Annotated in this window: 27 protein-coding genes; 24 read left to right on the plus strand and 3 right to left on the minus strand. The window is 53.1% G+C overall.

Annotated features, from left to right (window positions below):
* Window positions 1-7 precede the first annotated feature (7 nt).
* Genes ACJHX4_RS04875 through ACJHX4_RS04890 form a run of 4 tightly spaced genes read left to right on the plus strand, consistent with a single transcriptional unit; the run spans window position 8 to window position 2,325 of the window.
* Complete coding sequence (locus tag ACJHX4_RS04875; protein WP_000679363.1) at window positions 8-499, plus strand: fimbrial protein; 492 nt, start codon at window positions 8-10, stop codon at window positions 497-499.
* Complete coding sequence (locus ACJHX4_RS04880; RefSeq protein WP_000819141.1) at window positions 496-975, plus strand: fimbrial protein; 480 nt, start codon at window positions 496-498, stop codon at window positions 973-975. Before ACJHX4_RS04875 ends, ACJHX4_RS04880 begins: the two co-directional genes overlap by 4 nt.
* On the plus strand, window positions 972-1,499 hold the full coding sequence (locus tag ACJHX4_RS04885) for a fimbrial protein (RefSeq protein WP_000054000.1): 528 nt from the start codon (window positions 972-974) through the stop codon (window positions 1,497-1,499). The genes ACJHX4_RS04880 and ACJHX4_RS04885 overlap by 4 nt, the downstream gene beginning before the upstream one ends.
* 1 nt (window position 1,500) lies before the next feature.
* On the plus strand, window positions 1,501-2,325 hold the full coding sequence (locus ACJHX4_RS04890; protein WP_001527383.1) for a StfH/YfcO family fimbrial adhesin: 825 nt from the start codon (window positions 1,501-1,503) through the stop codon (window positions 2,323-2,325).
* A gap of 59 nt (window positions 2,326-2,384) precedes the next feature.
* Here ACJHX4_RS04890 and smrB read toward each other — a convergent pair whose 3' ends face one another.
* Complete coding sequence (smrB, locus tag ACJHX4_RS04895) at window positions 2,385-2,936, minus strand: endonuclease SmrB (protein ID WP_000730806.1); 552 nt, start codon at window positions 2,934-2,936, stop codon at window positions 2,385-2,387.
* A gap of 165 nt (window positions 2,937-3,101) precedes the next feature.
* On the opposite strand from smrB, the gene prmB reads away from it, so the two are divergent.
* From prmB to ACJHX4_RS04925, 6 genes are read left to right on the plus strand one after another with little or no spacing between them, the layout of a single operon-like run.
* Window positions 3,102-4,034 carry a 50S ribosomal protein L3 N(5)-glutamine methyltransferase gene (prmB, locus tag ACJHX4_RS04900; RefSeq protein ID WP_001296259.1) on the plus strand — a complete coding sequence of 311 codons (933 nt, stop codon included), beginning with the start codon at window positions 3,102-3,104 and terminating at the stop codon, window positions 4,032-4,034.
* Between the two features lie 34 nt (window positions 4,035-4,068).
* On the plus strand, window positions 4,069-5,154 hold the full coding sequence (gene aroC / locus ACJHX4_RS04905) for a chorismate synthase (protein ID WP_001296258.1): 1,086 nt from the start codon (window positions 4,069-4,071) through the stop codon (window positions 5,152-5,154).
* Between the two features lie 3 nt (window positions 5,155-5,157).
* Window positions 5,158-5,982: a penicillin-insensitive murein endopeptidase gene (gene mepA, locus ACJHX4_RS04910; RefSeq protein ID WP_001043795.1), complete on the plus strand. Its 825-nt coding sequence runs from the start codon at window positions 5,158-5,160 to the stop codon at window positions 5,980-5,982.
* A complete protein-coding gene (locus ACJHX4_RS04915) occupies window positions 5,982-6,791 on the plus strand; it encodes a sulfite exporter TauE/SafE family protein (RefSeq protein WP_000447366.1) in 810 nt (269 codons plus the stop codon). Before mepA ends, ACJHX4_RS04915 begins: the two co-directional genes overlap by 1 nt.
* Window positions 6,791-7,339 (plus strand): elongation factor P hydroxylase, encoded by a 549-nt coding sequence (gene epmC / locus ACJHX4_RS04920; protein WP_001089235.1) that lies wholly within the window; start codon window positions 6,791-6,793, stop codon window positions 7,337-7,339. Before ACJHX4_RS04915 ends, epmC begins: the two co-directional genes overlap by 1 nt.
* A gap of 33 nt (window positions 7,340-7,372) precedes the next feature.
* On the plus strand, window positions 7,373-7,651 hold the full coding sequence (locus tag ACJHX4_RS04925; RefSeq protein ID WP_000559761.1) for a YfcL family protein: 279 nt from the start codon (window positions 7,373-7,375) through the stop codon (window positions 7,649-7,651).
* A gap of 120 nt (window positions 7,652-7,771) precedes the next feature.
* Here the strand turns inward: ACJHX4_RS04925 and mnmC are convergent, their stop codons facing one another.
* Entirely contained in the window at window positions 7,772-9,778 is a 2,007-nt protein-coding gene (gene mnmC / locus ACJHX4_RS04930) for a bifunctional tRNA (5-methylaminomethyl-2-thiouridine)(34)-methyltransferase MnmD/FAD-dependent 5-carboxymethylaminomethyl-2-thiouridine(34) oxidoreductase MnmC (RefSeq protein WP_000683761.1), read from the minus strand.
* Between the two features lie 158 nt (window positions 9,779-9,936).
* Between mnmC and fabB the strand changes: the two genes are divergently transcribed.
* Together fabB and ACJHX4_RS04940 are read left to right on the plus strand one after the other, a co-directional pair.
* On the plus strand, window positions 9,937-11,157 hold the full coding sequence (gene fabB, locus ACJHX4_RS04935) for a beta-ketoacyl-ACP synthase I (protein ID WP_000817178.1): 1,221 nt from the start codon (window positions 9,937-9,939) through the stop codon (window positions 11,155-11,157).
* 264 nt (window positions 11,158-11,421) lie between these two features.
* Window positions 11,422-12,600, plus strand: coding sequence for an arabinose transporter (locus ACJHX4_RS04940; RefSeq protein WP_000127789.1), 1,179 nt, complete (start codon window positions 11,422-11,424; stop codon window positions 12,598-12,600).
* On the opposite strand, the gene flk is transcribed toward ACJHX4_RS04940, so the two are convergent.
* Complete coding sequence (gene flk, locus ACJHX4_RS04945; protein ID WP_000615816.1) at window positions 12,597-13,592, minus strand: flagella biosynthesis regulator Flk; 996 nt, start codon at window positions 13,590-13,592, stop codon at window positions 12,597-12,599. The genes ACJHX4_RS04940 and flk overlap by 4 nt on opposite strands.
* Before the next feature lie 98 nt (window positions 13,593-13,690).
* Between flk and pdxB the strand changes: the two genes are divergently transcribed.
* The 12 genes from pdxB (at window position 13,691) to hisJ (ending at window position 25,718) form a co-directional block, all read left to right on the plus strand.
* A complete protein-coding gene (pdxB, locus tag ACJHX4_RS04950; protein ID WP_000699128.1) occupies window positions 13,691-14,827 on the plus strand; it encodes a 4-phosphoerythronate dehydrogenase PdxB in 1,137 nt (378 codons plus the stop codon).
* Between the two features lie 65 nt (window positions 14,828-14,892).
* Complete coding sequence (locus ACJHX4_RS04955) at window positions 14,893-15,906, plus strand: aspartate-semialdehyde dehydrogenase (protein WP_001289165.1); 1,014 nt, start codon at window positions 14,893-14,895, stop codon at window positions 15,904-15,906.
* Entirely contained in the window at window positions 15,906-16,718 is an 813-nt protein-coding gene (gene truA / locus ACJHX4_RS04960; protein ID WP_001283598.1) for a tRNA pseudouridine(38-40) synthase TruA, read from the plus strand. The genes ACJHX4_RS04955 and truA overlap by 1 nt, the downstream gene beginning before the upstream one ends.
* A gap of 82 nt (window positions 16,719-16,800) precedes the next feature.
* Window positions 16,801-17,460, plus strand: coding sequence for a DedA family protein (locus ACJHX4_RS04965; protein ID WP_000364337.1), 660 nt, complete (start codon window positions 16,801-16,803; stop codon window positions 17,458-17,460).
* Between the two features lie 155 nt (window positions 17,461-17,615).
* A complete protein-coding gene (gene accD / locus ACJHX4_RS04970; RefSeq protein ID WP_000118404.1) occupies window positions 17,616-18,530 on the plus strand; it encodes an acetyl-CoA carboxylase, carboxyltransferase subunit beta in 915 nt (304 codons plus the stop codon).
* A 69-nt stretch (window positions 18,531-18,599) separates the two neighbouring features.
* Window positions 18,600-19,868: a bifunctional tetrahydrofolate synthase/dihydrofolate synthase gene (gene folC, locus ACJHX4_RS04975; RefSeq protein ID WP_000584587.1), complete on the plus strand. Its 1,269-nt coding sequence runs from the start codon at window positions 18,600-18,602 to the stop codon at window positions 19,866-19,868.
* The gene (dedD, locus tag ACJHX4_RS04980; protein WP_332279019.1) at window positions 19,858-20,520 is read left to right on the plus strand and encodes a cell division protein DedD; all 663 of its coding nucleotides are present in this window, start codon (window positions 19,858-19,860) and stop codon (window positions 20,518-20,520) included. Before folC ends, dedD begins: the two co-directional genes overlap by 11 nt.
* 440 nt (window positions 20,521-20,960) lie before the next feature.
* Window positions 20,961-21,449, plus strand: coding sequence for a colicin V production protein (cvpA, locus tag ACJHX4_RS04985; RefSeq protein WP_000262113.1), 489 nt, complete (start codon window positions 20,961-20,963; stop codon window positions 21,447-21,449).
* Between the two features lie 36 nt (window positions 21,450-21,485).
* Window positions 21,486-23,003 carry an amidophosphoribosyltransferase gene (gene purF / locus ACJHX4_RS04990; protein WP_000334229.1) on the plus strand — a complete coding sequence of 506 codons (1,518 nt, stop codon included), beginning with the start codon at window positions 21,486-21,488 and terminating at the stop codon, window positions 23,001-23,003.
* A 94-nt stretch (window positions 23,004-23,097) separates the two neighbouring features.
* Window positions 23,098-23,667 carry a flavin prenyltransferase UbiX gene (ubiX, locus tag ACJHX4_RS04995; protein WP_000825701.1) on the plus strand — a complete coding sequence of 190 codons (570 nt, stop codon included), beginning with the start codon at window positions 23,098-23,100 and terminating at the stop codon, window positions 23,665-23,667.
* A gap of 265 nt (window positions 23,668-23,932) precedes the next feature.
* Window positions 23,933-24,715 carry a lysine/arginine/ornithine ABC transporter substrate-binding protein ArgT gene (gene argT / locus ACJHX4_RS05000; protein ID WP_000748258.1) on the plus strand — a complete coding sequence of 261 codons (783 nt, stop codon included), beginning with the start codon at window positions 23,933-23,935 and terminating at the stop codon, window positions 24,713-24,715.
* A 220-nt stretch (window positions 24,716-24,935) separates the two neighbouring features.
* Window positions 24,936-25,718 carry a histidine ABC transporter substrate-binding protein HisJ gene (gene hisJ / locus ACJHX4_RS05005; RefSeq protein WP_000737621.1) on the plus strand — a complete coding sequence of 261 codons (783 nt, stop codon included), beginning with the start codon at window positions 24,936-24,938 and terminating at the stop codon, window positions 25,716-25,718.
* Window positions 25,719-25,798: the final 80 nt, after the last annotated feature.

The raw sequence follows: 25,798 nt of genomic DNA on the forward strand, positions 1-25,798 counted from the left end.
ATCCAGCATGAAAGGAGTTTTATTACCCGTCGCTGGCATGGTGTTACTGGCCTGCGGCTCCGCCTGGGCCGATAGTAAAACGGTCAACTTAACGCTTCGTATACTGGTGGATGCACCGCCGCCCTGTACGGTAAAAGGCAGCGCGGTGGAGTTTGGCAATGTCATTATTAAAAACATCGACGGCAGCAACTATCGGCAGCCTGTTGGTTACACCCTGAACTGTTCGAACAGCGTCAGCGATGACCTACAGATGCAGTTACAGGGGACCACCACCACCATTAACGGTGAAACGGTCCTCAGTACGGGCATCAATGGTTTTGGCATTCGCATACAGGATGCGTCCAGCCATGCGCCGGTTGCGTTGGCGGGTAATAACTGGCTGCCGTTTAACGTTAATTCGCGCCCGGGTTTCGAAGCCGTGCCGGTGAAACAAAGCGGCACACAGCTTACGGCATCAGAGTTTAGCGCAACCATGACAATGGTGGTGGAGTATCAATGAAACGATTTGCGCTCTGCTTATTCGGTTGTTATTGCGGTATTGCACAGGCGGCCGATAGCGATATCACATTTCATGGCACATTGGTTTCGCCGCCCGCCTGTGCCATCAGTGACGGGAAAACCGTTGAAGTTGAGTTTCGTGACGTCATTATCGACAACATCAACGGCAATAACTTCCGCCAGAATGTGCCCTATACCATTACATGCGATCCCGACGTGCGCGACGATGCCTGGGAGATGACGCTGAGCTGGACGGGCAGCCAGACCAGCTACGATAACGCGGCTATTGAGACAAACGTCACCGGGCTGGGGATTGAGCTGCAACAAAATGGCCAGCCGTTCACGTTGGGTACGCCGCTGAAAATCAACCCGTCAACGCCGCCAACGCTGCAAGCTGTACCGGTGAAAGCCAGTGATGCTTCACTCAGCGAAGGAACCTTTTCTGCCTGGGCAACATTACAGGTGGATTACCAATGAGCCTAAAACGGATATTTCACTGCGCGGCTGCGCTGGCCGCGGTGCTGCTGACGCCGAATGTTCAGGCGGCAGACAACCTGCATTTCTACGGCAATTTACTCAGTAAGTCCTGCACGCTGGTGGTTCAGGGCGAGGTGCTGGCGGAAGTGCATTTCCCCACGGTCAGCCGTAGAGATCTGATGGTGACCGGGCAATCTGCGCGCGTACCGGTGGTGTTTCAGCTTAAAGATTGCAAAGGGCCTGCTCAGTATGAGGTTCGGGTGACACTTACCGGAACGGAAGACAGCGAGCAGCCCGGTTTTCTGGCGCTGGATGCCGCTTCGACAGCACAAGGTGTGGGGATTGGCATGGAAAAGACCGACGGCACTGCTGTGCTAATCAACAATACCAGCGGGGCGACATTTGTGCTGAGCAGCGGCAACAATGATCTGCATTTTAATGCCTGGCTACAGGCAAAAAGCGGGCGGGATGTGACGATGGGTGACTTTACGGCCTCCCTCACTGCGACGTTTGAGTATATTTAACATGAAAAAAATGAGCGGACTGTTTTTTTTACTGCTGACCGGGCTACTGAGTGCAACCGCCTGGGCGGACGTCACATTCAGGGATGTGAAGACTTATACCGGATTTTGGGGTAACGGGGCTACAACAAAAGTTGTCTTTCGTATCGATGTCTTGACGCCGGAAGGGGTCTATTATGGCGAATATGCACAGGATGGATATACGTTGTGGTTGGGGAATATCCCTAACACGGTTTGGACGGGACCGGGATCAGCACCAACGATGAACATCACTCATCAGAGTAATACTGTGGATAACTCCAATTGCCCAGGGATTACGGATGGATGGTCATGTGTTGATCTGGGGGTCGATATCATCGTGCATGGTGAAACTCACGGGTGCCCGTGGTTGGTCAGTACCAACACGGTGAGTACTGCTGCGAGAGGTTATACTTACATTGGTCCATCAGCAAAACAAACCCGGTGCCCAACGGAGCCGGTTGGCCCCTATGATATCTCCTGGAATGAGAACTACGTCCTCCATAACAAGATGCTAACGCTGCAATCGACGGGGGGAGTCATAACACAAACGCTCTCGACTTACCTGATGCGCGACGGGCGGGTGTGTGATGGAAGCCGAATGGACGATCGTGGCGCTTATTGTCGCTTTATGTCGTATATGATCACATTCAGCACGTCGGGGTGTGACGACAGCAAAGTCACAGTAACGCCGGTAGCACATCCAATTACCGATAAGCAACTGCATGATATGCAAATACGGATCGACACCAGCAGTCAGCAGCCAATCGATGCCACCTGTCGTTTCCAGTACATTTTGAATGAGTTGTAGGGTTAATTCTTCTCCGGTCAGTATCCTGGTCGGAGAAGACGTTTATACCGCAATATTTATTAGGGCAATTCCGGCGGCAGCCACTCTTCCACTTCAATCAACACCAACAAAGCCGCATCACCACCATACTCTTTTGGTGCCTGGTGAAATGCCATCACATGTGGATGTTGCGCCAGCCACAGCGGCGTTTGCTGCTTCAAAATATGCTTCCCGTGCCCATGCATCACGCAGGCACAAAACACATGTTCACGGCGGCAGGCGGCAATCAACGCCCCCAGTTCCTGTTTGGCTTGTAGCTGCGTCAGACCGTGCAAATCAAGAAACAACTCCGGTGAATAATCGCCACGGCGTAACTTCTTCGCCTCAAAATGGCTGACATCCGGGCGAACATATTTCACCGGACCTTCAGTATTTAATAATGGTTGAAACTCGTCCGAAAAATAGTGGCTGGCATCGGCCTGCTCCTGAATCAACCGCTTTACTGGTACTTCGCTGATTTTTTTACGCTGCGGTCGGTGGACAATCGTGTCCTGCTTAATCTTGCGAGTACCCGCCATCAACTGGCGAAACAGCGCCTGGTCCTCCTCGCTAAGTGTTGTTTTCTTTTTCATTTATCTTTCTCTATTTCTAATTTTCCTACAGTTTACCCGACTCGTAGCGCAATCGATCGTTTTAAACGTATTTTTCCTCACTCACCGCGCGTGAATGCTGATTTATCGTCATCTTCATGGCAAACTAGCCGCCGAAATTATTGCGATCATGCCCTGGAGGAATACGTGGATAAAATTTTCGTTGATGAAGCAGTAAATGAGCTGCAAACCATTCAGGACATGTTGCGCTGGTCGGTGAGCCGCTTCAGCGCGGCGAATATCTGGTACGGCCACGGCACCGATAACCCGTGGGATGAAGCCGTGCAACTGGTGTTGCCTTCACTCTACCTGCCGCTGGATATTCCGGAAGACATGCGCACCGCGCGTCTGACCTCCAGCGAAAAACACCGTATTGTTGAGCGCGTGATCCGCCGCGTCAACGAACGCATTCCGGTGGCTTACCTGACCAACAGAGCCTGGTTCTGCGGCCATGAATTTTACGTCGATGAACGCGTGCTGGTGCCGCGCTCGCCGATTGGTGAACTGATCAACAATAAATTTGCCGGACTCATCAGCAAGCAACCGCAGCACATTTTAGATATGTGTACCGGTAGCGGCTGCATCGCCATTGCCTGTGCTTATGCCTTCCCGGAAGCGGAAGTCGACGCGGTGGACATCTCTCCCGACGCGCTGGCGGTTGCTGAACAGAACATCGAAGAACACGGTCTGATCCACAACGTCATTCCTATTCGGTCCGATTTGTTCCGCGACTTGCCGAAAGTGCAGTACGACCTGATTGTCACTAACCCGCCGTATGTCGATGCGGAAGATATGTCCGACCTGCCAAACGAATATCGCCACGAGCCGGAACTGGGCCTGGCATCTGGCACCGACGGCCTGAAACTGACGCGTCGCATTCTCGGAAACGCGGCAGATTACCTCGCTGATGATGGCGTGCTGATTTGTGAAGTCGGCAACAGCATGGTACATCTTATGGAACAATATCCGGATGTTCCGTTCACCTGGCTGGAGTTTGATAACGGCGGCGATGGTGTGTTTATGCTCACTAAAGAGCAGCTTATTGCCGCACGAGAACATTTCGCGATTTATAAAGATTAAGTAAACACGCAAACACAACAATAACGGAGCCGTGATGGCTGGAAACACAATTGGACAACTCTTTCGCGTAACCACCTTCGGCGAATCGCACGGGCTGGCGCTCGGCTGCATCGTCGATGGTGTTCCGCCAGGCATTCCGCTGACGGAAGCGGACCTGCAACATGACCTTGATCGTCGTCGCCCTGGGACATCGCGCTATACCACCCAGCGCCGCGAGCCGGATCAGGTCAAAATTCTCTCCGGTGTTTTTGAAGGTGTTACTACTGGCACCAGCATCGGATTGTTGATCGAAAATACCGACCAGCGTTCTCAGGATTATAGTGCGATTAAGGACGTTTTCCGTCCAGGTCATGCCGATTACACTTACGAACAAAAATACGGCCTGCGTGATTATCGCGGCGGTGGACGTTCTTCCGCCCGTGAAACCGCTATGCGCGTTGCAGCAGGGGCGATTGCCAAAAAATATCTCGCCGAGAAATTTGGCATTGAGATTCGCGGTTGCCTGACCCAGATGGGCGACATTCCGCTGGAAATCAAAGACTGGTCTCAGGTCGAGCAAAATCCATTCTTCTGCCCGGACCCGGACAAAATCGACGCGTTAGATGAACTGATGCGCGCGCTGAAAAAAGAAGGCGACTCTATTGGTGCGAAAGTCACCGTCGTTGCCAGTGGCGTACCCGCCGGACTTGGCGAGCCGGTCTTTGACCGCCTGGATGCCGACATCGCCCATGCGCTAATGAGCATTAACGCGGTGAAAGGCGTGGAAATTGGTGATGGTTTTGACGTGGTAGCGCTGCGTGGCAGCCAGAACCGCGACGAAATCACCAAAGACGGTTTCCAGAGCAACCATGCGGGCGGCATTCTTGGTGGTATCAGCAGCGGGCAGCAAATCATTGCCCACATGGCGCTGAAACCGACCTCCAGCATTACCGTGCCGGGGCGCACTATTAACCGCTTTGGCGAAGAAGTTGAGATGATCACCAAAGGCCGTCACGATCCTTGTGTTGGGATCCGCGCGGTGCCGATCGCAGAAGCGATGCTGGCGATCGTTTTGATGGATCACCTGTTACGGCAGCGGGCGCAAAATGCCGATGTGAAGACTGAAATTCCACGCTGGTAAAAAATGAACAAAACCGCGATTGCGCTGCTGGCTCTGCTTGCCAGTAGCGCCAGCCTGGCAGCGACGCCGTGGCAAAAAATAACCCAACCTGTGCCGGGTAGCGCACAATCGATAGGCAGTTTTTCTAATGGCTGTATCATCGGTGCTGACACGTTGCCGATACAGTCCGAACATTATCAGGTCATGCGTACCGATCAGCGTCGCTATTTCGGTCACCCAGACCTGGTGATGTTTATCCAGCGTCTGAGTCGCCAGGTGAGCAATCTGGGCATGGGTACGGTGCTGATTGGCGATATGGGGATGCCTGCTGGTGGTCGTTTCAACGGCGGTCACGCCAGCCACCAGACCGGACTGGATGTCGATATCTTCCTGCAACTGCCGAAAACACGCTGGACCTCCGCGCAACTCTTGCGCCCGCAAGCGTTAGATTTAGTTTCCCGCGACGGTAAACACGTTGTCCCGACGCTGTGGAAGCCAGAAATTTTCAGCTTGATCAAACTCGCCGCCCAGGATAAAGACGTCACGCGCATTTTTGTTAATCCGGCGATTAAGCAACAACTTTGCCTTGATGCGGGCACCGATCGCGACTGGTTGCGCAAAGTGCGACCCTGGTTCCAGCATCGCGCGCATATGCATGTACGATTACGTTGTCCTGCCGATAGTCTGGAGTGTGAGGATCAACCTTTACCGCCACCAGGCGATGGTTGCGGGGCAGAACTGCAAAGCTGGTTTGAACCTCCAAAACCGGGAACAACAAAGCCTGAGAAGAAGACACCGCCTCCGTTGCCGCCTTCCTGCCAGGCGCTACTGGATGAGCACGTGATCTAATGGAAACGTTTAATAGCCTGTTTATGGTTTCCCCGCTGCTGCTGGGAGTTCTCTTTTTTGTCGCCATGCTGGCGGGATTTATCGACTCGATTGCCGGTGGCGGTGGGTTACTCACCATTCCGGCATTGATGGCGGCGGGGATGTCTCCCGCTAACGCGCTGGCAACCAATAAACTGCAAGCCTGCGGTGGCTCTATTTCCGCCACTATCTACTTTATTCGCCGTAAAGTGGTTAGTTTAAGCGATCAAAAACTCAATATCGCCATGACCTTTGTCGGCTCAATGAGCGGCGCGCTACTGGTGCAGTATGTTCAGGCCGATGTCTTACGGCAGATTTTGCCTATTCTGGTGATTTGTATCGGCCTCTATTTCTTGCTGATGCCAAAGCTGGGTGAAGAAGATCGCCAGCGTCGGATGTATGGACTGCCATTTGCGCTGGTGGCGGGGGGCTGCGTCGGTTTTTACGATGGATTTTTTGGCCCGGCTGCCGGATCGTTTTACGCGCTGGCCTTCGTTACGCTGTGCGGATTCAACCTCGCCAAAGCCACTGCTCACGCCAAATTACTTAACGCAACGTCAAACATTGGCGGTCTGCTGCTGTTTATTCTCGGCGGCAAAGTGATTTGGGCGACGGGCTTTGTGATGCTGGTGGGGCAGTTCCTCGGCGCGCGCATGGGTTCAAGACTGGTGTTGAGCAAAGGACAAAAGCTGATCCGCCCGATGATCGTTATCGTCTCGGCGGTGATGAGTGCCAAATTACTTTACGATAGCCATGGACAGGAGATCCTCCACTGGTTGGGGATGAACTAATGAACAGTACACACCACTATGAGCAGTTGATTGAGATTTTTAATAGCTGCTTTGCCGATGAATTTAATACCCGTCTGATTAAAGGCGACGACGAACCGATCTATCTTCCTGCTGATGCGGAAGTACCGTATAACAGAATCGTCTTCGCTCATGGCTTTTATGCCAGCGCCATCCACGAGATTTCGCACTGGTGTATTGCCGGGAAAGCGCGCCGTGAGCTGGTTGATTTCGGCTACTGGTATTGCCCGGACGGACGCGATGCCCAGACACAAAGCCAGTTTGAAGATGTTGAAGTGAAGCCGCAGGCGCTGGACTGGTTGTTCTGCGTGGCAGCGGGATATCCGTTTAATGTTAGCTGCGACAATCTGGAAGGGGATTTCGAACCGGACCGCGTGGTGTTTCAACGGCGGGTACATGCGCAGGTGATGGATTATCTGGCAAACGGCATTCCCGAACGTCCGGCACGCTTCATTAAAGCACTACAAAATTATTATCACACGCCGGAACTTACGGCGGAACAGTTCCCGTGGCCGGAAGCGCTCAACTGAAGCCAGCGCCACGTTTTACAATGAGGAAAGAAGATGATCGCGGAGTTTGAATCACGCATTCTGGCATTAATCGACGGTATGGTTGACCATGCCAGTGATGATGAGTTGTTTGCCAGTGGGTATTTGCGTGGCCACCTGACATTAGCCATCGCAGAACTGGAAAGTGGTGACGACCACTCCGCTCAGGCGGTACATACAACCGTTAGCCAGAGTCTGGAAAAAGCCATTGGTGCCGGTGAATTGTCGCCGCGTGACCAGGCGCTGGTGACCGATATGTGGGAACACCTGTTTCAGCAGGCCTCACAGCAGTAAGTTGTGACGTCTGGAGCACCATGCCTGATGCGACGCTTATCGCGTCTTATCAGGCCTACAGGTAACGCGTAGGTCGGATAAGGCGTTTACGCCGCATCCGACAAACAATGCCAGAGCAGATTACCCCGCCTTAACCGCTTTACCCTTCAACAACTTCCGCACCCATAACCGATTCGGGTTTAACGCCGCCAGCGTGCTGGCATCCATCGGAATCGGTTCTTCACTCATCTGTGCCGCCAGAATCTCGGCACACAGCGGGGCAGAACACAAACCGCGCGAACCTAAAGCAGCAAACATAAAGAGATCGTCATAAACCGGCGCGCTTACCGCTTCATCTTTCTTCTCCGCCAGCGACGCATATTCCACGAGTGTAGCGTCATAATCAGGCACGTTGCCTACCATTGGCAGATGATCGCGAGTAGCACAACGCACACCGCAGCGCGCCTCTTTACCACTGACATCAACCTCTTTTGCCCACTGTACCTGCGGGAAACAATCAATCAACCGCTGGCGATTCTGCTGCTGATCTTCATCACTGTACGCCGTCTCTTCGCTGCCGCGATGATAACTGGCACCAATACAATGGTGCTGATTCGCCGGATTTTGCGGCGTGAGATAACCGTCATAGCACAGCACTTGCTTCAGTTTCGCCAGCTCCGGCGTTGTCGGAATATGGCTGACTTGACCGGCCACCGAATATACTGGCAGAGATGACGTTTGGCTGAAACGGCTGATTTGATGCCCGTTCGCCAGTACCACTAAACTGTGTGTTGCTTGCTGATCTCCTGCAAAATTCAACAACCAACCGTCATCCTTACGGGATAAATCCTGTAACTGATATTGATAATGAATCTGCAAACCCTGCTGTTGCGCCAGTTCCAGCACATTACGGGTCAGTTCTGCTGGACACAGCCAGCCACCTTGCGGATAAGTAATACCGCTGCAATTTGTCGCAACGCCCGTAATTTGTTCAACCGCATTTGCCTCAACGGCTACAGCCAGTTCTGTGGGTAAATCCATCGACAACATCTGTGCGATTTTATGCTGGCTTTTCTCATCCCAGCCTAACTGCGTGACGCCGCACCAGTCATGATCAAATTTAACGGGCAATAAATCGTAAAACCGACGAGCAAAAGTAAACGCATTAGAGAAAAAACGGTTTAGCGCTTCATCGTGTTTACTTAAAAGCGGATACAGCGCCCCCTGGCGATTGCCGGAAGCACCCAGTGCGGGGGCCTCATCCGCGCAATAAAGTGTTACCTGCCAGCCGCGACGCAATAGCGCCAGCGACAACAACGCGCTGGCAATACCACCGCCGATAATCGCCGCTTCCCGTTTGCTGCTGCCCGTACGGTTAAACCACGGCGTGGAGCAGGGGAGGGGTAATGTCAGTTCCATCACCCCACAAAGCATTTCCCGTTTGCGCCCAAAGCCCTTACGTTTTTGCATAGTGAATCCGGCTTCCTGCAAACCGCGGCGGACAAAACCGGCAGACGTAAAGGTCGCCAGCGTGCCGCCCGGACGCGCCAGCCGGGCCATGGCGTTAAACAGATTTTGCGTCCACATATCCGGGTTTTTCGCTGGCGCAAAGCCGTCCAGAAACCAGGCATCTACTTTTTGATTTAGCGAATCGTCCAGTTGGCTGGTCAGTTCGTTTATATCGCCAAACCATAAATCCAGCGTTATGCGGCCTTCATCGAGCAATAAACGATGGCAACCGGGCAAGGGCAAAGGCCATTGCGCCTGAAGCTGTTCCGCCCACGGGGCCAGCTCCGGCCAGTGTTGATGCGCCAGCGCTAAATCCGCACGGGCGAGGGGAAATTTCTCAAAACTAATGAAATGTAAGCGTTGTAATTGCGCTTGCGGATATGCTTCGCGAAACTGATCAAATGCCTGCCATAGCGTCAGGAAGTTTAATCCGGTGCCGAAGCCGCTCTCTGCTACCACAAACAGAGGATGTGGATGTTCAGGAAAACGTGCCTCTAAATGGTTACCCCCGAGAAAAACATAACGCGTCTCTTCCAGTCCGTTATCGTTGGAAAAATAGACATCGTCAAAATCTCGGGAAACAGGTGTACCCTCAGCATTAAATTCGAGGTTGGCAGGTTGTATGGAGTAGTGTTTCACGTAAGTTACTCGTCTTACAGGCGGTGGCTCGATCTTAGCGATGTGTGTCAGGCTGCGCAAATTTCTCTATTAATTGGCTGATCGGACTTGTTCGGCGTACAAGTGTACGCTATTGTGCATTCGAAACTTACTCTATGTGCGACTTACAGAGGTATTGAATGAAACGTGCAGTGATTACTGGCCTGGGCATTGTTTCCAGCATCGGTAATAACCAGCAGGAAGTCCTGGCATCTCTGCGTGAAGGACGTTCAGGGATCACTTTCTCTCAGGAGCTGAAGGATTCCGGCATGCGTAGCCACGTCTGGGGCAACGTAAAACTGGATACCACTGGCCTCATTGACCGCAAAGTTGTGCGCTTTATGAGCGACGCATCCATTTATGCATTCCTTTCTATGGAGCAGGCAATTGCTGATGCTGGCCTCTCCCCGGAAGCTTACCAGAATAACCCGCGCGTTGGCCTGATTGCAGGTTCCGGCGGCGGCTCCCCGCGTTTCCAGGTTTTCGGCGCTGACGCAATGCGCGGCCCGCGCGGCCTGAAAGCGGTTGGCCCGTATGTGGTCACCAAAGCGATGGCATCCGGCGTTTCTGCCTGCCTCGCCACGCCGTTTAAAATTCACGGCGTTAACTACTCCATCAGCTCCGCGTGTGCGACTTCCGCACACTGTATCGGTAACGCAGTAGAGCAGATCCAACTGGGCAAACAGGACATCGTGTTTGCTGGCGGCGGCGAAGAGCTGTGCTGGGAAATGGCTTGCGAATTCGACGCGATGGGTGCGCTGTCTACTAAATACAACGACACCCCGGAAAAAGCCTCCCGTACTTACGACGCTCACCGTGACGGTTTCGTTATCGCTGGCGGTGGCGGTATGGTAGTGGTTGAAGAGCTGGAACACGCGCTGGCGCGTGGTGCTCACATCTATGCTGAAATCGTTGGCTACGGCGCAACCTCTGATGGCGCAGACATGGTTGCTCCGTCTGGCGAAGGTGCAGTGCGCTGCATGAAGATGGCGATGCACGGTGTTGATACCCCAATCGACTACCTGAACTCTCATGGTACTTCGACTCCGGTTGGCGACGTGAAAGAACTGGCAGCTATCCGTGAAGTGTTCGGCGATAAGAGCCCGGCGATTTCTGCAACCAAAGCAATGACCGGTCACTCTCTGGGCGCTGCTGGCGTACAGGAAGCTATCTACTCTCTGCTGATGCTGGAACACGGTTTTATCGCCCCGAGCATCAACATTGAAGAGCTGGACGAGCAGGCTGCGGGTCTGAACATCGTGACCGAAACGACCGATCGCGAACTGACCACAGTTATGTCTAACAGCTTCGGCTTCGGCGGCACCAACGCCACGCTGGTAATGCGCAAGCTGAAAGATTAATTCGGAGTAGGTCGGATAAGACGCGCCAGCGTCGCATCCGACATTACGCGCCAATGCGGCATCCGACACTAACGCAAAAGGGAACCTGATGGTTCCCTTTTTCACATTATTGACAATCGCCGCCTGTTCCAGGCAAACTTCCCGCTTTGTCGATTTCCTTCTGAAAAGACGTACGCGTTAAATCCTGCCAACGCACCGTAACCCTGAAACCAGAGAGATGAGACGGGGAAATTCCTCGCCTTGCGCTGCATTCTGGAGTAATGCATGACTGCTGTAAGCCAAACCGAAACACGATCTTCTGCCAATTTTTCGCTCTTCCGCATCGCTTTTGCGGTTTTTCTCACCTACATGACCGTAGGGCTGCCGTTGCCGGTTATCCCGCTGTTTGTTCATCATGAACTGGGCTATGGCAACACCATGGTCGGTATTGCCGTCGGCATTCAGTTTCTGGCTACGGTGCTGACGCGTGGTTACGCCGGGCGACTGGCCGATCAATATGGCGCAAAACGTTCGGCGCTTCAGGGGATGTTAGCTTGTGGTCTGGCTGGCGGCGCGCTGCTGTTGGCGGCGATTTTGCCCGTCTCCGCACCGTTCAAATTTGCCCTGTTGGTCGTCGGGCGTTTGATTCTTGGCTTTGGTGAAAGCCAGTTACTGACGGGCGCTCTGACCTGGGGATTAGGCATCGTTGGGCCAAAACATTCCGGCAAAGTGATGTCATGGAACGGAATGGCGATTTACGGTGCCCTCGCTGTTGGTGCGCCGCTTGGCCTGTTGATTCATAGCCATTACGGTTTTGCCGCACTGGCGCTCACCACAATGGCATTACCCTTACTGGCGTGGGCCTGTAACGGCACAGTGCGCAAAGTACCGGCCCTGGCGGGAGAACGTCCATCGCTGTGGAGCGTTGTCGGGCTTATCTGGAAACCAGGGTTAGGTCTGGCACTACAAGGCGTTGGTTTTGCGGTTATCGGGACTTTCGTTTCGCTCTACTTTGCCAGTAAAGGATGGGCGATGGCGGGCTTTACTCTTACCGCGTTTGGCGGCGCATTTGTCGTGATGCGCGTCATGTTTGGCTGGATGCCGGACCGTTTTGGCGGCGTGAAAGTGGCGATCGTCTCTCTGCTTGTAGAAACGGTGGGCTTGTTGCTGCTCTGGCAAGCCCCTGGTGCGTGGGTCGCATTAGCGGGCGCGGCGTTAACCGGAGCCGGATGTTCGCTTATCTTTCCTGCGCTGGGCGTGGAGGTGGTTAAACGCGTCCCCTCACAAGTTCGCGGCACCGCACTGGGCGGTTACGCCGCGTTTCAGGATATCGCCCTCGGCGTCTCCGGGCCGCTGGCGGGAATGCTGGCGACCACGTTTGGTTACTCTTCGGTATTTCTTGCCGGGGCGATCTCTGCGGTGCTGGGAATTATTGTCACGATACTGTCATTTCGTCGGGGCTAACGAACCAGCCAGACCAGCATCAGGATAATCGCGACTAACAGTATCCACAGCGCGGGACGCGTTGCCATATTTTGCAACGTGTCCATCATCGGTGGAAAAGGATTAAGCAGCGGTTGCATATCACGCGGCTCAATCCCTTTAACCCGCCGTTGATAAAGCTGATTAAGAATATCCTCGGCCTGGGCAGAAGAAAGCGATGATTGCGCAGAAAGGCCATATTTTTGCTGGATATATGCCGATAACGCCGCCAGTTCACTGGCATCTAAAGGTTGTTTTAGCGCCATCTGGAGTGATTCCAGCGTCGGCGTATTTTGCTGGCTTAGCGTCTGACGCGCCTGTAGCCAGGTCACCAGATGGTTAAACAGTTTCGCTGGAATTAACTCGCCATCTTTCACCCCGGAAAGTTCCAGCATCGATTGCCAGATCTGCTTGCTGGGTTCTCCCGTTGCCGCCGCAAGTTTGGTCACCAGCTGTTTGAGCGCATTGTGCTCCGCCGGTAATAACGGACGGTCGGTCGCCTCGCGCTGCTGAGGTTGCGGAATAACCATCTTCCCTTCCTGCAACAGGGTGAGAATGGTCTTTAATTGCTCCGGTGAGAGCTGATTCAGCGGCGTCTGACCAAAGTTATGACGGATATAATCCGTGACCGCCTGACGATTATTCCCCAGACGTAAATACTCCCCTAATTGCGCTAAAAGCTGGCGGGCAGAATGGCTTTTTTGCGCGGCCAGCAGACGTTGCGCCAGATTGTGCTCAGCGGCAGGGAAGTGACGCGAAAGCAGCGGTGAATCTCCCGACAGACCAATATCGTGCCTGATACCCGCCCACAGTTCTGCTCTTTGTTGTTGCGTCAGTGAGGTCACTTTCGTCATTAAGCTTTCCAGCGAAGTACGTTGCTGACTGGATAAAGGCTGATTGCCCGCGCCAGACGGCAGGTTATCTCCCTGGCCTGGTGGTTGCCCAGGAGGAGGGCCGGAAATAGGTTGTATCATTACGTATCCTTATACCTGAAATCTTCGCAAGTATGCCTGGCCGCGAGATTATGGCACACTTGTCTGGTTAACTCTCGTCTCATACAGGTAACACAAACGTGAAAATCCTTGTTGATGAAAATATGCCTTATGCCCGCGACTTATTTAGCCGTTTGGGTGAGGTGACCGCGGTTCCCGGGCGTCCAATTCCTGTCGCTCAACTGGCAGACGCGGATGCGCTTATGGTGCGTTCGGTCACGAAAGTGAATGAATCTTTGCTGGCAGGAAAACCCATTAAATTTGTTGGCACTGCCACCGCGGGGACCGACCATGTCGATGAAGCATGGTTAAAGCAGGCGGGAATTGGTTTTTCCGCTGCACCTGGCTGTAATGCGATTGCGGTGGTGGAATATGTTTTCTCCTCACTGCTGATGCTTGCCGAACGCGATGGATTTTCACTGCACGACCGTACAGTGGGGATCGTGGGCGTTGGTAACGTTGGTCGCCGTTTACAGGCGCGACTGGAAGCGTTAGGGATTACAACCTTGCTTTGCGATCCGCCTCGCGCCGACCGCGGGGATGAGGGGGATTTCCGCTCGCTGGATGAATTAGTTCAGCATGCGGATATTCTGACTTTCCATACGCCACTCTTCAAAGACGGGCCGTACAAAACGCTGCATCTGGCGGATGAAAAACTGATCCGTAGCCTGAAACCAGGAGCGATTCTGATTAACGCCTGCCGTGGCGCAGTCGTCGATAATACTGCCCTATTGACCTGTCTGAACGAAGGCCAGAAGTTAAGCGTAGTGCTGGATGTCTGGGAAGGCGAACCGGAACTCAACGTGGAATTGCTGAAAAAAGTGGATATCGGCACACCGCATATCGCAGGCTATACCCTGGAAGGTAAAGCACGCGGTACTACGCAAGTGTTTGAAGCCTATAGCAAGCTTATTGGGCATGAACAACACGTTGCGCTGGATACGTTGCTGCCCGCGCCAGAGTTTGGCCGCATTACGCTGCATGGTCCGCTCGATCAACCGACGCTAAAAAGGCTGGTGCATTTGGTGTATGATGTGCGCCGCGATGACGCACCGCTGCGTAAAGTCGCCGGAATACCGGGTGAGTTCGATAAGCTGCGCAAAAACTATCTTGAGCGCCGTGAATGGTCATCTCTGTATGTGATTTGTGATGACGCCAGCGCGGCATCATTGCTGTGTAAACTGGGTTTTAACGCCGTTCATCATCCGGCACGTTAATCTCTTCTTCATGCTCTCTGCTGTAATATTGGCAGGGAGCTTTGCTATTTCTGGAGTAAACCACCATGTCTGAAGGCTGGAACATTGCCGTCCTGGGCGCAACTGGCGCTGTGGGCGAAGCCCTGCTTGAAACGCTGGCTGAACGTCAGTTCCCGGTTGGGGAAATTTATGCACTGGCACGTAACGAAAGCGCAGGCGAACAACTGCGCTTTGGTGGTAAGACAATCACCGTGCAGGATGCTGCTGAATTCGACTGGACGCAGGCGCAGCTGGCATTTTTTGTCGCAGGCAAAGAGGCTACCGCTGCCTGGGTTGAAGAAGCGACCAACTCAGGTTGTCTGGTGATCGACAGCAGCGGATTGTTTGCTCTCGAACCCGACGTACCGCTGGTGGTGCCGGAAGTAAACCCGTTTGTACTGACCGATTACCGCAACCGGAATGTCATCGCCGTACCAGACAGTCTGACCAGCCAGCTGCTGGCGGCACTGAAACCGCTAATTGATCAGGGCGGTTTATCACGTATCAGCGTTACCAGCCTGATTTCAGCCTCCGCCCAGGGCAAAAAAGCGGTCGATGCGTTAGCGGGGCAGAGTGCTAAATTACTCAATGGCATTCCGATTGACGAAGAAGATTTCTTCGGGCGTCAGCTGGCGTTCAACATGCTGCCGTTACTGCCGGATAGCGAAGGTAGCGTGCGTGAAGAACGTCGTATCGTTGACGAAGTACGCAAAATCCTGCAGGACGAAGGGCTGATGATTTCGGCAAGCGTCGTCCAGGCACCGGTATTCTACGGTCATGCCCAGATGGTCAACTTTGAAGCACTGCGTCCGCTGGCGGCAGAAGAAGCGCGTGATGCGTTTGCTCAGGGCGAAGATATTGTGCTCTCTGAAGAGAACGAATTCCCGACTCAGGTAGGGGATGCTTCTGGTACGCCGCATCTTTCTGTTGGCTGCGTACGTAATGACTACGGTATGCCGGAGCAAGTTCAGTTCTGGTCGGTGGCCGATAACGTTCGCTTTGGCGGCGCGCTGATGGCAGTAAAAATTGCCGAGAAACTGGTGCAGGAGTATCTGTACTAATGTCCGACCAGCAACAACCGCCAGTTTATAAAATTGCGCTGGGCATTGAGTACGACGGCAGTAGGTATTACGGCTGGCAACGGCAGAATGAAGTCCGCAGTGTGCAGGAGAAGCTGGAAAAGGCGCTCTCCCAGGTGGCGAACGAACCCATCACCGTCTTCTGCGCCGGGCGTACTGACGCCGGTGTACACGGTACCGGGCAGGTTGTGCATTTCGAAACGACCGCGCAGCGCAAAGACGCTGCGTGGACGTTGGGCGTAAATGCGAATTTACCTGGTGACATCGCCGTGCGTTGGGTTAAAGCTGTACCTGATGATTTTCATGCCCGATTTAGCGCCACGGCTCGCCGTTATCGCTACATCATCTACAATCATCGGCTGCGCCCGGCGGTACTGAGTAAAGGGGTAACCCATTTTTACGAACCGCTGGACGCTGAACGGATGCATCGGGCTGCGCAATGTTTGCTGGGCGAGAATGATTTCACCTCGTTCCGTGCGGTGCAGTGCCAGTCCCGGACCCCGTGGCGCAACGTTATGCATATTAATGTCACGCGTCACGGTCCTTATGTGGTGGTAGATATCAAAGCGAATGCCTTTGTACATCATATGGTCAGGAATATTGTCGGCAGCCTGATGGAAGTCGGTGCCCACAACCAGCCGGAGAGCTGGATAGCAGAGTTGCTGGCGGCAAAGGACAGAACGCTGGCGGCAGCAACGGCAAAAGCGGAAGGGCTATATCTGGTCGCGGTGGATTACCCTGACCGATATGATCTTCCAAAACCGCCAATGGGCCCGCTATTTCTGGCGGACTAACGAGAATAATGCTCGGAACATTTCAGGCTGTAGCCAACGTAGTTACAGCCTGATAGATGACGAGTACAAGGCATAGGCAAATATGGACCTGATTTATTTCCTCATCGATTTTATCCTGCACATTGACGTGCATCTGGCAGAGCTGGTCGCGGAGTACGGCGTCTGGGTTTATGCCATTTTGTTCTTAATTTTGTTCTGTGAAACCGGTCTGGTGGTAACGCCGTTTTTACCGGGTGATTCATTGCTGTTTGTTGCCGGAGCGTTGGCATCACTGGAGACCAACGATCTCAACGTCCATATGATGGTGGTGCTGATGCTGATCGCCGCGATTGTGGGTGACGCGGTCAATTACACTATCGGGCGGTTGTTCGGTGAAAAGTTATTCAGTAATCCCAATTCGAAAATTTTCCGTCGCAGTTATCTCGACAAAACCCATCAGTTTTATGAGAAACATGGCGGCAAAACGATTATTCTCGCCCGTTTTGTGCCGATCGTCAGAACGTTCGCCCCGTTTGTTGCGGGAATGGGCCACATGTCGTACCGTCATTTCGCCGCTTATAACGTGATTGGCGCACTGTTGTGGGTACTGCTTTTTACCTACGCAGGCTATTTCTTCGGCACGCTCCCCTTCATTCAGAGCAACCTTAAACTGATGATTGTTGGCATTATTTTTGTTTCAATATTGCCAGGTGTTTTCGAATTTATTCGCCACAAACGCGCAGCGGCACGCGCCGCAAAATAAAAAGTAACTCTGCGGTTCGACCACTTTTTTATCCAAAGTTTCGGGCTGTTATGTTTTAATGTGCAACATTCATGGTCTGTTGGGGGCAAAAATGGCATTATGCGTCCCCAAAGATAAAACTGGCATCGAACCAGGTTCAGACAGAAAGGTCCCTAATGAGCTGGATTGAACGAATTAAAAGCAACATTACTCCCACCCGCAAGGCGAGCATTCCTGAAGGGGTGTGGACTAAGTGTGATAGCTGCGGTCAGGTTTTATACCGCGCTGAGCTGGAACGTAATCTTGAGGTCTGTCCGAAGTGTGACCATCACATGCGTATGACAGCGCGTAATCGCCTGCATAGCCTGTTAGATGAAGGAAGCCTTGTGGAGCTGGGTAGCGAGCTTGAGCCGAAAGATGTGCTGAAGTTTCGTGACTCCAAGAAGTATAAAGACCGTCTGGCATCTGCGCAGAAAGAAACCGGCGAAAAAGATGCGCTGGTGGTGATGAAAGGCACTCTGTATGGAATGCCGGTTGTCGCTGCGGCATTCGAGTTCGCCTTTATGGGCGGTTCCATGGGGTCTGTGGTAGGTGCGCGTTTCGTGCGTGCCGTTGAGCAGGCGCTGGAAGATAACTGCCCACTGATCTGCTTCTCCGCCTCTGGTGGCGCACGTATGCAGGAAGCACTGATGTCGCTGATGCAGATGGCGAAAACCTCTGCGGCACTGGCAAAAATGCAGGAGCGCGGCTTGCCGTACATCTCCGTGCTGACCGACCCGACCATGGGCGGTGTTTCTGCAAGTTTCGCCATGCTGGGCGATCTCAACATCGCTGAACCGAAAGCGTTAATTGGCTTTGCCGGTCCGCGTGTTATCGAACAGACTGTTCGCGAAAAACTGCCGCCAGGATTCCAGCGCAGTGAATTCCTGATCGAGAAAGGCGCGATCGACATGATCGTCCGTCGTCCGGAAATGCGTCTGAAACTGGCGAGCATTCTGGCGAAGTTGATGAATCTGCCAGCGCCGAATCCTGAAGCGCCGCGTGAAGGCGTAGTGGTGCCACCGGTACCGGATCAGGAACCTGAGGCCTGATAACTGATAAGGGCAGGGCCACTGGCTCTGCCCTTTTGCTATTCTCACCGTAACGAATCAGCGGATACCATGATTATCAAACGCACTCCTCAAGCCGCGTCGCCTCTGGCTTCGTGGCTTTCTTATCTGGAAAACCTGCACAGTAAAACTATCGATCTCGGCCTTGAGCGCGTGAGCCAGGTCGCGGCGCGTCTTGGCGTTCTGAAACCAGCGCCATTTGTGTTTACCGTTGCGGGTACGAATGGCAAAGGCACCACCTGCCGTACGCTGGAGTCGATTCTGATGGCGGCAGGGTACAAAGTGGGCGTCTACAGTTCGCCGCATCTGGTGCGTTATACCGAGCGCGTACGTGTGCAGGGGCAGGAATTGCCGGAATCGGCCCACACCGCTTCTTTTGCGGAGATTGAATCGGCACGCGGTGATATTTCCCTGACCTATTTCGAGTACGGTACGCTGTCGGCATTGTGGCTGTTCAAGCAGGCACAACTTGACGTAGTGATTCTGGAAGTAGGGCTGGGCGGTCGTCTGGACGCAACCAATATTGTCGATGCCGATGTCGCGGTAGTAACCAGTATTGCGCTGGATCATACCGACTGGCTGGGGCCAGATCGCGAAAGTATTGGTCGCGAGAAAGCAGGTATCTTTCGCAGCGAAAAACCGGCAATTGTCGGTGAGCCGGAAATGCCTTCTACCATTGCTGATGTGGGGCAGGAAAAAGGTGCACTGCTACAACGTCGGGGCGTTGAGTGGAACTATTCCGTCACCGATCATGACTGGACGTTTAGCGATGCTCACGGCACGCTGGAAAATCTGCCGTTGCCGCTTGTCCCGCAACCGAATGCCGCAACGGCGCTGGCGGCACTGCGTGCCAGCGGGCTGGAGGTCAGTGAAAATGCCATTCGCGACGGGATTGCCAGCGCAATTTTGCCGGGACGTTTCCAGATTGTGAGCGAGTCGCCACGCGTTATTTTTGATGTCGCGCATAATCCACATGCGGCGGAATATCTCACCGGGCGTATGAAAGCGCTACCGAAAAACGGGCGCGTGCTGGCGGTTATCGGTATGCTACATGATAAAGATATTGCCGGAACTCTGGCCTGGTTGAAAAGCGTGGTTGATGACTGGTATTGTGCGCCACTGGAAGGGCCGCGCGGTGCCACGGCAGAACAACTGCTTGAGCATTTGGGTAACGGCAAATCATTTGATAGCGTTGCGCAGGCATGGGATGCCGCAATGGCGGACGCTAAAGCGGAAGACACCGTGCTGGTGTGTGGTTCGTTCCACACGGTCGCACATGTCATGGAAGTGATTGACGCGAGGAGAAGCGGTGGCAAGTAAGTTTCAGAATCGGTTAGTGGGCACGATCGTGCTGGTGGCGCTGGGGGTGATTGTACTTCCAGGGCTGCTGGACGGGCAGAAAAAACATTATCAGGATGAGTTCGCGGCTATCCCGCTGGTGCCGAAAGCGGGCGATCGCGATGAGCCTGATATGATGCCAGCCGCCACCCAGGCGTTGCCGACGCAGCCGCCGGAAGGCGCAGCGGAAGAGGTGCGGGCAGGCGATGCCGCAGCACCGTCGCTCGATCCGGCCACTATTACAGCCAATAACACCGAGTTTGAACCGGAACCTGCACCGGTCGTCCCACCGAAGCCGAAACCGGTGGAGTCGCCTAAACCGAAGGTTGAAGCACCACCTGCGCCGAAGCCAGAACCGAAGCCGGTCGTGGAAGAAAAAGCAGCGCCAACGGGTAAAGCCTATGTTGTGCAACTGGGCGCGCTGAAAAATGCCGATAAAGTGAATGAGATTGTCGGTAAGCTGCGCGGTGCCGGTTATCGGGTTTATACGTCGCCATCCACGCCAGTGCAGGGTAAAATTACCCGTATTCTGGTTGGGCCAGATGCTTCCAAAGAGAAGCTGAAAGGATCGCTGGGTGAGCTCAAGCAGCTTTCTGGCTTAAGTGGTGTGGTAATGGGCTATACACCGAATTAATACGGTTTTGCCTGATGCGACGCTGGCGCATCTTATCAGGCCTGTGCAGGGGTAGAACCGTAGGTCGGATAAGGCGTTCACGCCGCATCCGACAGCCGTTGCCTGATGCGACGCCAGCGCGTCTTATCAGGCCTGTGCAGGGGTAGAACCGTAGGTCGGATAAGGCGTTCACGCTGCATCCGACAGCCGTTGCCTGATGTGACGCCAGTGCGTCTTATCAGGCCTGTGCAGGGGTAGAGCCGTAGGTCGGATAAGGCGTTCACGCCGCATCCGACACGCATTGCCCGATGCCGCAAAGGCATAAAAAGTCGATGGCGTTGAATATTTTTTCAGCGCCATTTTTATTGATGCGCGGGAAGGAAATCCCTACGCAAACGTTTTCTTTTTCTGTTAGAATGCGCCCCGAACAGGATGACAGGGCGTAAAATCGTGGGACACATATGGTCTGGATTGATTACGCCATAATCGCGGTGATTGCTTTTTCCTCTCTGGTTAGCCTGATCCGCGGCTTTGTTCGTGAAGCGTTATCGCTGGTGACATGGGGTTGTGCTTTCTTTGTTGCCAGTCATTACTACACTTACCTGTCAGTCTGGTTTACGGGCTTTGAAGACGAACTGGTTCGAAATGGGATTGCCATCGCGGTACTGTTTATCGCTACCCTGATCGTTGGTGCTATCGTGAACTTCGTGATAGGCCAGTTGGTGGAGAAAACGGGGTTGTCAGGCACCGATCGGGTGTTGGGCGTCTGTTTCGGTGCCTTGCGCGGTGTGTTGATTGTTGCTGCCATTCTCTTCTTTCTCGACTCCTTTACCGGGGTGTCGAAAAGCGAAGACTGGAGCAAATCACAGCTGATCCCGCAGTTCAGTTTTATCATCAGATGGTTTTTTGATTATCTGCAAAGCTCGTCAAGTTTCTTGCCCAGAGCGTAAGTGCTCTGAGATGTGGCTTAACGAGGAAAAAGACGTATGTGCGGTATTGTCGGTATCGCCGGTGTTATGCCGGTTAACCAGTCGATTTATGATGCCTTAACGGTGCTTCAGCATCGCGGTCAGGATGCCGCCGGCATCATCACCATAGATGCCAATAACTGCTTCCGTTTGCGGAAAGCGAACGGGCTGGTGAGCGATGTATTTGAAGCTCGCCATATGCAGCGTTTGCAGGGCAATATGGGCATTGGTCATGTGCGTTACCCTACGGCTGGCAGCTCCAGCGCCTCTGAAGCGCAGCCGTTTTACGTTAACTCTCCGTATGGCATTACGCTTGCCCACAACGGCAATCTGACCAACGCTCACGAGTTGCGTAAAAAACTGTTTGAAGAAAAACGCCGCCACATCAACACCACTTCCGACTCGGAAATTCTGCTTAATATCTTCGCCAGCGAGCTGGACAACTTCCGCCACTACCCGCTGGAAGCCGACAACATTTTCGCCGCCATCGCTGCTACAAACCGCTTAATCCGCGGCGCGTATGCCTGTGTGGTGATGATTATCGGCCACGGTATGGTTGCTTTCCGCGATCCTAACGGGATTCGTCCGCTTGTACTGGGCAAACGTGATATTGACGATAATCGCACAGAATATATGGTCGCTTCCGAAAGCGTTGCGCTCGATACGCTGGGCTTTGAGTTCCTGCGTGATGTCGCCCCTGGCGAAGCGATTTACATCACTGAAGAAGGGCAGTTGTTTACCCGTCAGTGTGCTGACAATCCGGTCAGCAATCCGTGCCTGTTTGAGTATGTATACTTTGCTCGCCCGGACTCGTTCATCGACAAAATTTCCGTTTACAGCGCGCGTGTGAATATGGGCACGAAGCTGGGCGAGAAAATTGCCCGCGAATGGGAAGATCTGGATATCGACGTGGTGATCCCGATCCCGGAAACTTCCTGCGATATCGCGCTGGAAATTGCGCGTATTCTGGGCAAACCGTACCGCCAGGGCTTCGTTAAAAACCGCTATGTTGGCCGCACCTTCATCATGCCGGGTCAGCAGCTGCGTCGTAAGTCCGTGCGCCGTAAACTGAACGCCAACCGCGCCGAGTTCCGCGATAAAAACGTCCTGCTGGTCGACGACTCTATCGTCCGTGGCACCACTTCTGAGCAGATTATCGAGATGGCACGCGAAGCCGGAGCGAAGAAAGTGTACCTCGCTTCTGCGGCACCGGAAATTCGCTTCCCGAACGTTTACGGTATCGATATGCCGAGCGCCACGGAACTGATCGCTCACGGTCGCGAAGTAGATGAAATTCGCCAGATCATCGGTGCTGACGGGTTGATTTTCCAGGATCTGAACGATCTGATCGAAGCCGTTCGCGCTGAAAACCCGGATATCCAGCAGTTTGAATGCTCGGTGTTCAACGGCGTCTACGTCACCAAAGACGTTGATCAGGGCTACCTCGATTTCCTCGATACTTTACGTAATGACGACGCCAAAGCAGTGCAACGTCAGAACGAAGTGGAAAATCTCGAAATGCATAACGAAGGATGATGCCTTCGCTCAGGGTGCCGGTCTGGCACCCTGACTTGCAACTCCCGCCGAAATCCTGCAAAGTCTGCCTGCAAGTCTGACAGGGCAACTATTTATGAAACGACTCATTGTAGGCATCAGCGGTGCCAGCGGCGCGATTTATGGCGTGCGTTTATTACAGGTTCTGCGCGATGTCACAGATATCGAAACGCATCTGGTAATGAGCCAGGCGGCGCGCCAGACCTTATCCCTCGAAACGGATTTTTCCCTGCGCGAAGTGCAGGCGTTAGCTGATGTGACACACGATGCGCGCGATATTGCTGCCAGCATTTCTTCCGGTTCTTTCCAGACGTTGGGGATGGTGATTTTACCCTGTTCAATCAAAACCCTGTCCGGCATTGTCCATAGCTATACTGATGGCTTACTGACCCGTGCGGCAGATGTGGTGCTGAAAGAGCGTCGCCCGTTGGTGCTCTGCGTGCGTGAAACGCCACTGCACTTAGGCCATCTGCGTTTAATGACTCAGGCGGCAGAAATCGGTGCGGTGATTATGCCTCCCGTTCCGGCGTTTTATCATCGCCCACAATCCCTTGATGATGTGATAAATCAGACGGTTAATCGTGTTCTTGACCAGTTTGCGGTAACCCTTCCTGAAGATCTCTTTGCCCGCTGGCAGGGCGCATAACTCCGCTGTTGCCCTGTTTCAGGGCAATTTTGCAACCGCGATCAAATCCTCGACATTTTGTTTCTGCCATTCAATCGAAACGCTGCGATTCAACCGCTATACCTGCTATCTTCAACTTTAGGACAATAATGCAACTTCTTATTAACATATTTAACGTTGAATGTTACTGCTGTCGTCAAGATGGCATAAGACCTGCATGAAAGAGCCTGCAAACACACAACACAATACACAACATAAAAAAGCCATTTTCACTTGAGGGTTATGTATGAAGAAGTCGATTCTCGCTCTGTCTTTGTTAGTCGGTCTCTCCGCAGCGGCTTCCAGCTATGCGGCGCTACCGGAGACGGTACGTATCGGAACCGATACCACCTACGCACCGTTCTCATCGAAAGATGCCAAAGGTGACTTTGTTGGCTTTGATATCGATCTCGGTAACGAGATGTGCAAACGGATGCAGGTGAAATGTACCTGGGTTGCCAGCGACTTTGACGCGCTGATCCCCTCACTGAAAGCGAAAAAAATCGACGCCATTATTTCGTCGCTCTCCATTACCGATAAACGTCAGCAGGAGATTGCTTTCTCCGACAAGCTGTACGCCGCAGATTCTCGTTTGATTGCCGCCAAAGGTTCACCGATTCAGCCAACGCTGGATTCACTGAAAGGTAAACATGTTGGTGTGCTGCAGGGATCAACCCAGGAAGCTTACGCTAACGAGACCTGGCGTAGCAAAGGCGTGGATGTGGTGGCCTATGCCAACCAGGATTTAGTCTATTCCGATCTGGCTGCAGGACGTCTGGATGCTGCGTTACAAGATGAAGTTGCTGCCAGCGAAGGTTTCCTTAAGCAACCCGCCGGTAAAGATTTCGCCTTTGCAGGCCCATCAGTGAAAGACAAAAAATACTTCGGTGACGGCACCGGTGTAGGGCTACGTAAAGATGATGCGGAACTGACGGCTGCGTTTAATAAGGCGCTTGGCGAGCTGCGTCAGGACGGCACCTACGACAAGATGGCGAAAAAGTATTTTGACTTTAATGTCTACGGTGACTGATACGTCGCAGGGAAGCTGTACCTGATGGAATGATCATCATGGTGCACGCCAGGTTTGTTGCACTATCGTGGTGCATTGAAATGCATACTTAAGCATTTTTAATGAAAAATAATACGTCTAGCGGGGCGGGATATTTTGCCTTGATGGTCAATTTTATGGCACGATAAGTGTAACAAACCTGTAAATATTCCCGATAAAAAGACTGTCAGTTGAGGACATTATGAAAAAACTGGTGCTATCGCTCTCTCTGGTTCTGGCCTTCTCCAGCGCAACTGCAGCATTTGCTGCGATTCCGCAAAACATCCGCATCGGTACCGATCCGACCTATGCGCCATTTGAATCAAAAAATTCACAAGGTGAACTGGTTGGCTTCGATATCGATCTGGCCAAGGAGTTGTGCAAACGCATCAATACGCAATGTACGTTTGTCGAAAACCCACTGGATGCGTTAATCCCGTCCTTAAAAGCGAAGAAGATTGACGCCATCATGTCATCGCTTTCCATTACGGAAAAACGTCAGCAAGAAATAGCCTTCACCGACAAACTGTACGCAGCCGATTCTCGTCTGGTGGTGGCGAAAAATTCCGACATTCAGCCGACAGTCGAATCGCTGAAAGGCAAACGGGTAGGCGTATTGCAGGGCACCACCCAGGAGACGTTCGGTAACGAACACTGGGCACCAAAAGGCATTGAAATCGTTTCTTATCAGGGGCAGGACAACATTTATTCTGACCTGACTGCCGGACGTATTGATGCCGCGTTCCAGGATGAGGTCGCAGCCAGCGAAGGTTTCCTCAAACAACCCGTCGGTAAAGATTACAAATTCGGTGGCCCGTCTGTTAAAGATGAAAAACTGTTTGGCGTAGGGACCGGCATGGGCCTGCGTAAAGAAGATAACGAACTGCGCGAGGCACTGAACAAAGCCTTTGCCGAAATGCGCGCTGACGGTACTTACGAGAAATTAGCGAAAAAGTACTTCGATTTTGATGTTTATGGTGGTTAATCGCCATCGGTGAAAGAAAGCCCGCTCCCTTCGGGTAACCGGAGGGAGACAAGAGGCGGTAATTCACCACACACGACAGG

It is taken from the genome of Escherichia sp. WS2035, from assembly GCF_046487065.1.
GTDB lineage: Bacteria > Pseudomonadota > Gammaproteobacteria > Enterobacterales > Enterobacteriaceae > Escherichia > Escherichia coli.

Coding starts and splice junctions, on each gene's coding strand:
- ACJHX4_RS04875 (WP_000679363.1), top strand. CDS start 8: ATGAAAGGAGTTTTATTACCCGTCGCTGGCATGGTGTTACTGGCCTGC.
- ACJHX4_RS04880 (WP_000819141.1), top strand. CDS start 496: ATGAAACGATTTGCGCTCTGCTTATTCGGTTGTTATTGCGGTATTGCA.
- ACJHX4_RS04885 (WP_000054000.1), top strand. CDS start 972: ATGAGCCTAAAACGGATATTTCACTGCGCGGCTGCGCTGGCCGCGGTG.
- ACJHX4_RS04890 (WP_001527383.1), top strand. CDS start 1,501: ATGAAAAAAATGAGCGGACTGTTTTTTTTACTGCTGACCGGGCTACTG.
- smrB (WP_000730806.1), bottom strand. CDS start 2,936: ATGAAAAAGAAAACAACACTTAGCGAGGAGGACCAGGCGCTGTTTCGC.
- aroC (WP_001296258.1), top strand. CDS start 4,069: ATGGCTGGAAACACAATTGGACAACTCTTTCGCGTAACCACCTTCGGC.
- mepA (WP_001043795.1), top strand. CDS start 5,158: ATGAACAAAACCGCGATTGCGCTGCTGGCTCTGCTTGCCAGTAGCGCC.
- ACJHX4_RS04915 (WP_000447366.1), top strand. CDS start 5,982: ATGGAAACGTTTAATAGCCTGTTTATGGTTTCCCCGCTGCTGCTGGGA.
- epmC (WP_001089235.1), top strand. CDS start 6,791: ATGAACAGTACACACCACTATGAGCAGTTGATTGAGATTTTTAATAGC.
- ACJHX4_RS04925 (WP_000559761.1), top strand. CDS start 7,373: ATGATCGCGGAGTTTGAATCACGCATTCTGGCATTAATCGACGGTATG.
- fabB (WP_000817178.1), top strand. CDS start 9,937: ATGAAACGTGCAGTGATTACTGGCCTGGGCATTGTTTCCAGCATCGGT.
- ACJHX4_RS04940 (WP_000127789.1), top strand. CDS start 11,422: ATGACTGCTGTAAGCCAAACCGAAACACGATCTTCTGCCAATTTTTCG.
- flk (WP_000615816.1), bottom strand. CDS start 13,592: ATGATACAACCTATTTCCGGCCCTCCTCCTGGGCAACCACCAGGCCAG.
- ACJHX4_RS04955 (WP_001289165.1), top strand. CDS start 14,893: ATGTCTGAAGGCTGGAACATTGCCGTCCTGGGCGCAACTGGCGCTGTG.
- truA (WP_001283598.1), top strand. CDS start 15,906: ATGTCCGACCAGCAACAACCGCCAGTTTATAAAATTGCGCTGGGCATT.
- ACJHX4_RS04965 (WP_000364337.1), top strand. CDS start 16,801: ATGGACCTGATTTATTTCCTCATCGATTTTATCCTGCACATTGACGTG.
- accD (WP_000118404.1), top strand. CDS start 17,616: ATGAGCTGGATTGAACGAATTAAAAGCAACATTACTCCCACCCGCAAG.
- folC (WP_000584587.1), top strand. CDS start 18,600: ATGATTATCAAACGCACTCCTCAAGCCGCGTCGCCTCTGGCTTCGTGG.
- cvpA (WP_000262113.1), top strand. CDS start 20,961: ATGGTCTGGATTGATTACGCCATAATCGCGGTGATTGCTTTTTCCTCT.
- purF (WP_000334229.1), top strand. CDS start 21,486: ATGTGCGGTATTGTCGGTATCGCCGGTGTTATGCCGGTTAACCAGTCG.
- ubiX (WP_000825701.1), top strand. CDS start 23,098: ATGAAACGACTCATTGTAGGCATCAGCGGTGCCAGCGGCGCGATTTAT.
- argT (WP_000748258.1), top strand. CDS start 23,933: ATGAAGAAGTCGATTCTCGCTCTGTCTTTGTTAGTCGGTCTCTCCGCA.
- hisJ (WP_000737621.1), top strand. CDS start 24,936: ATGAAAAAACTGGTGCTATCGCTCTCTCTGGTTCTGGCCTTCTCCAGC.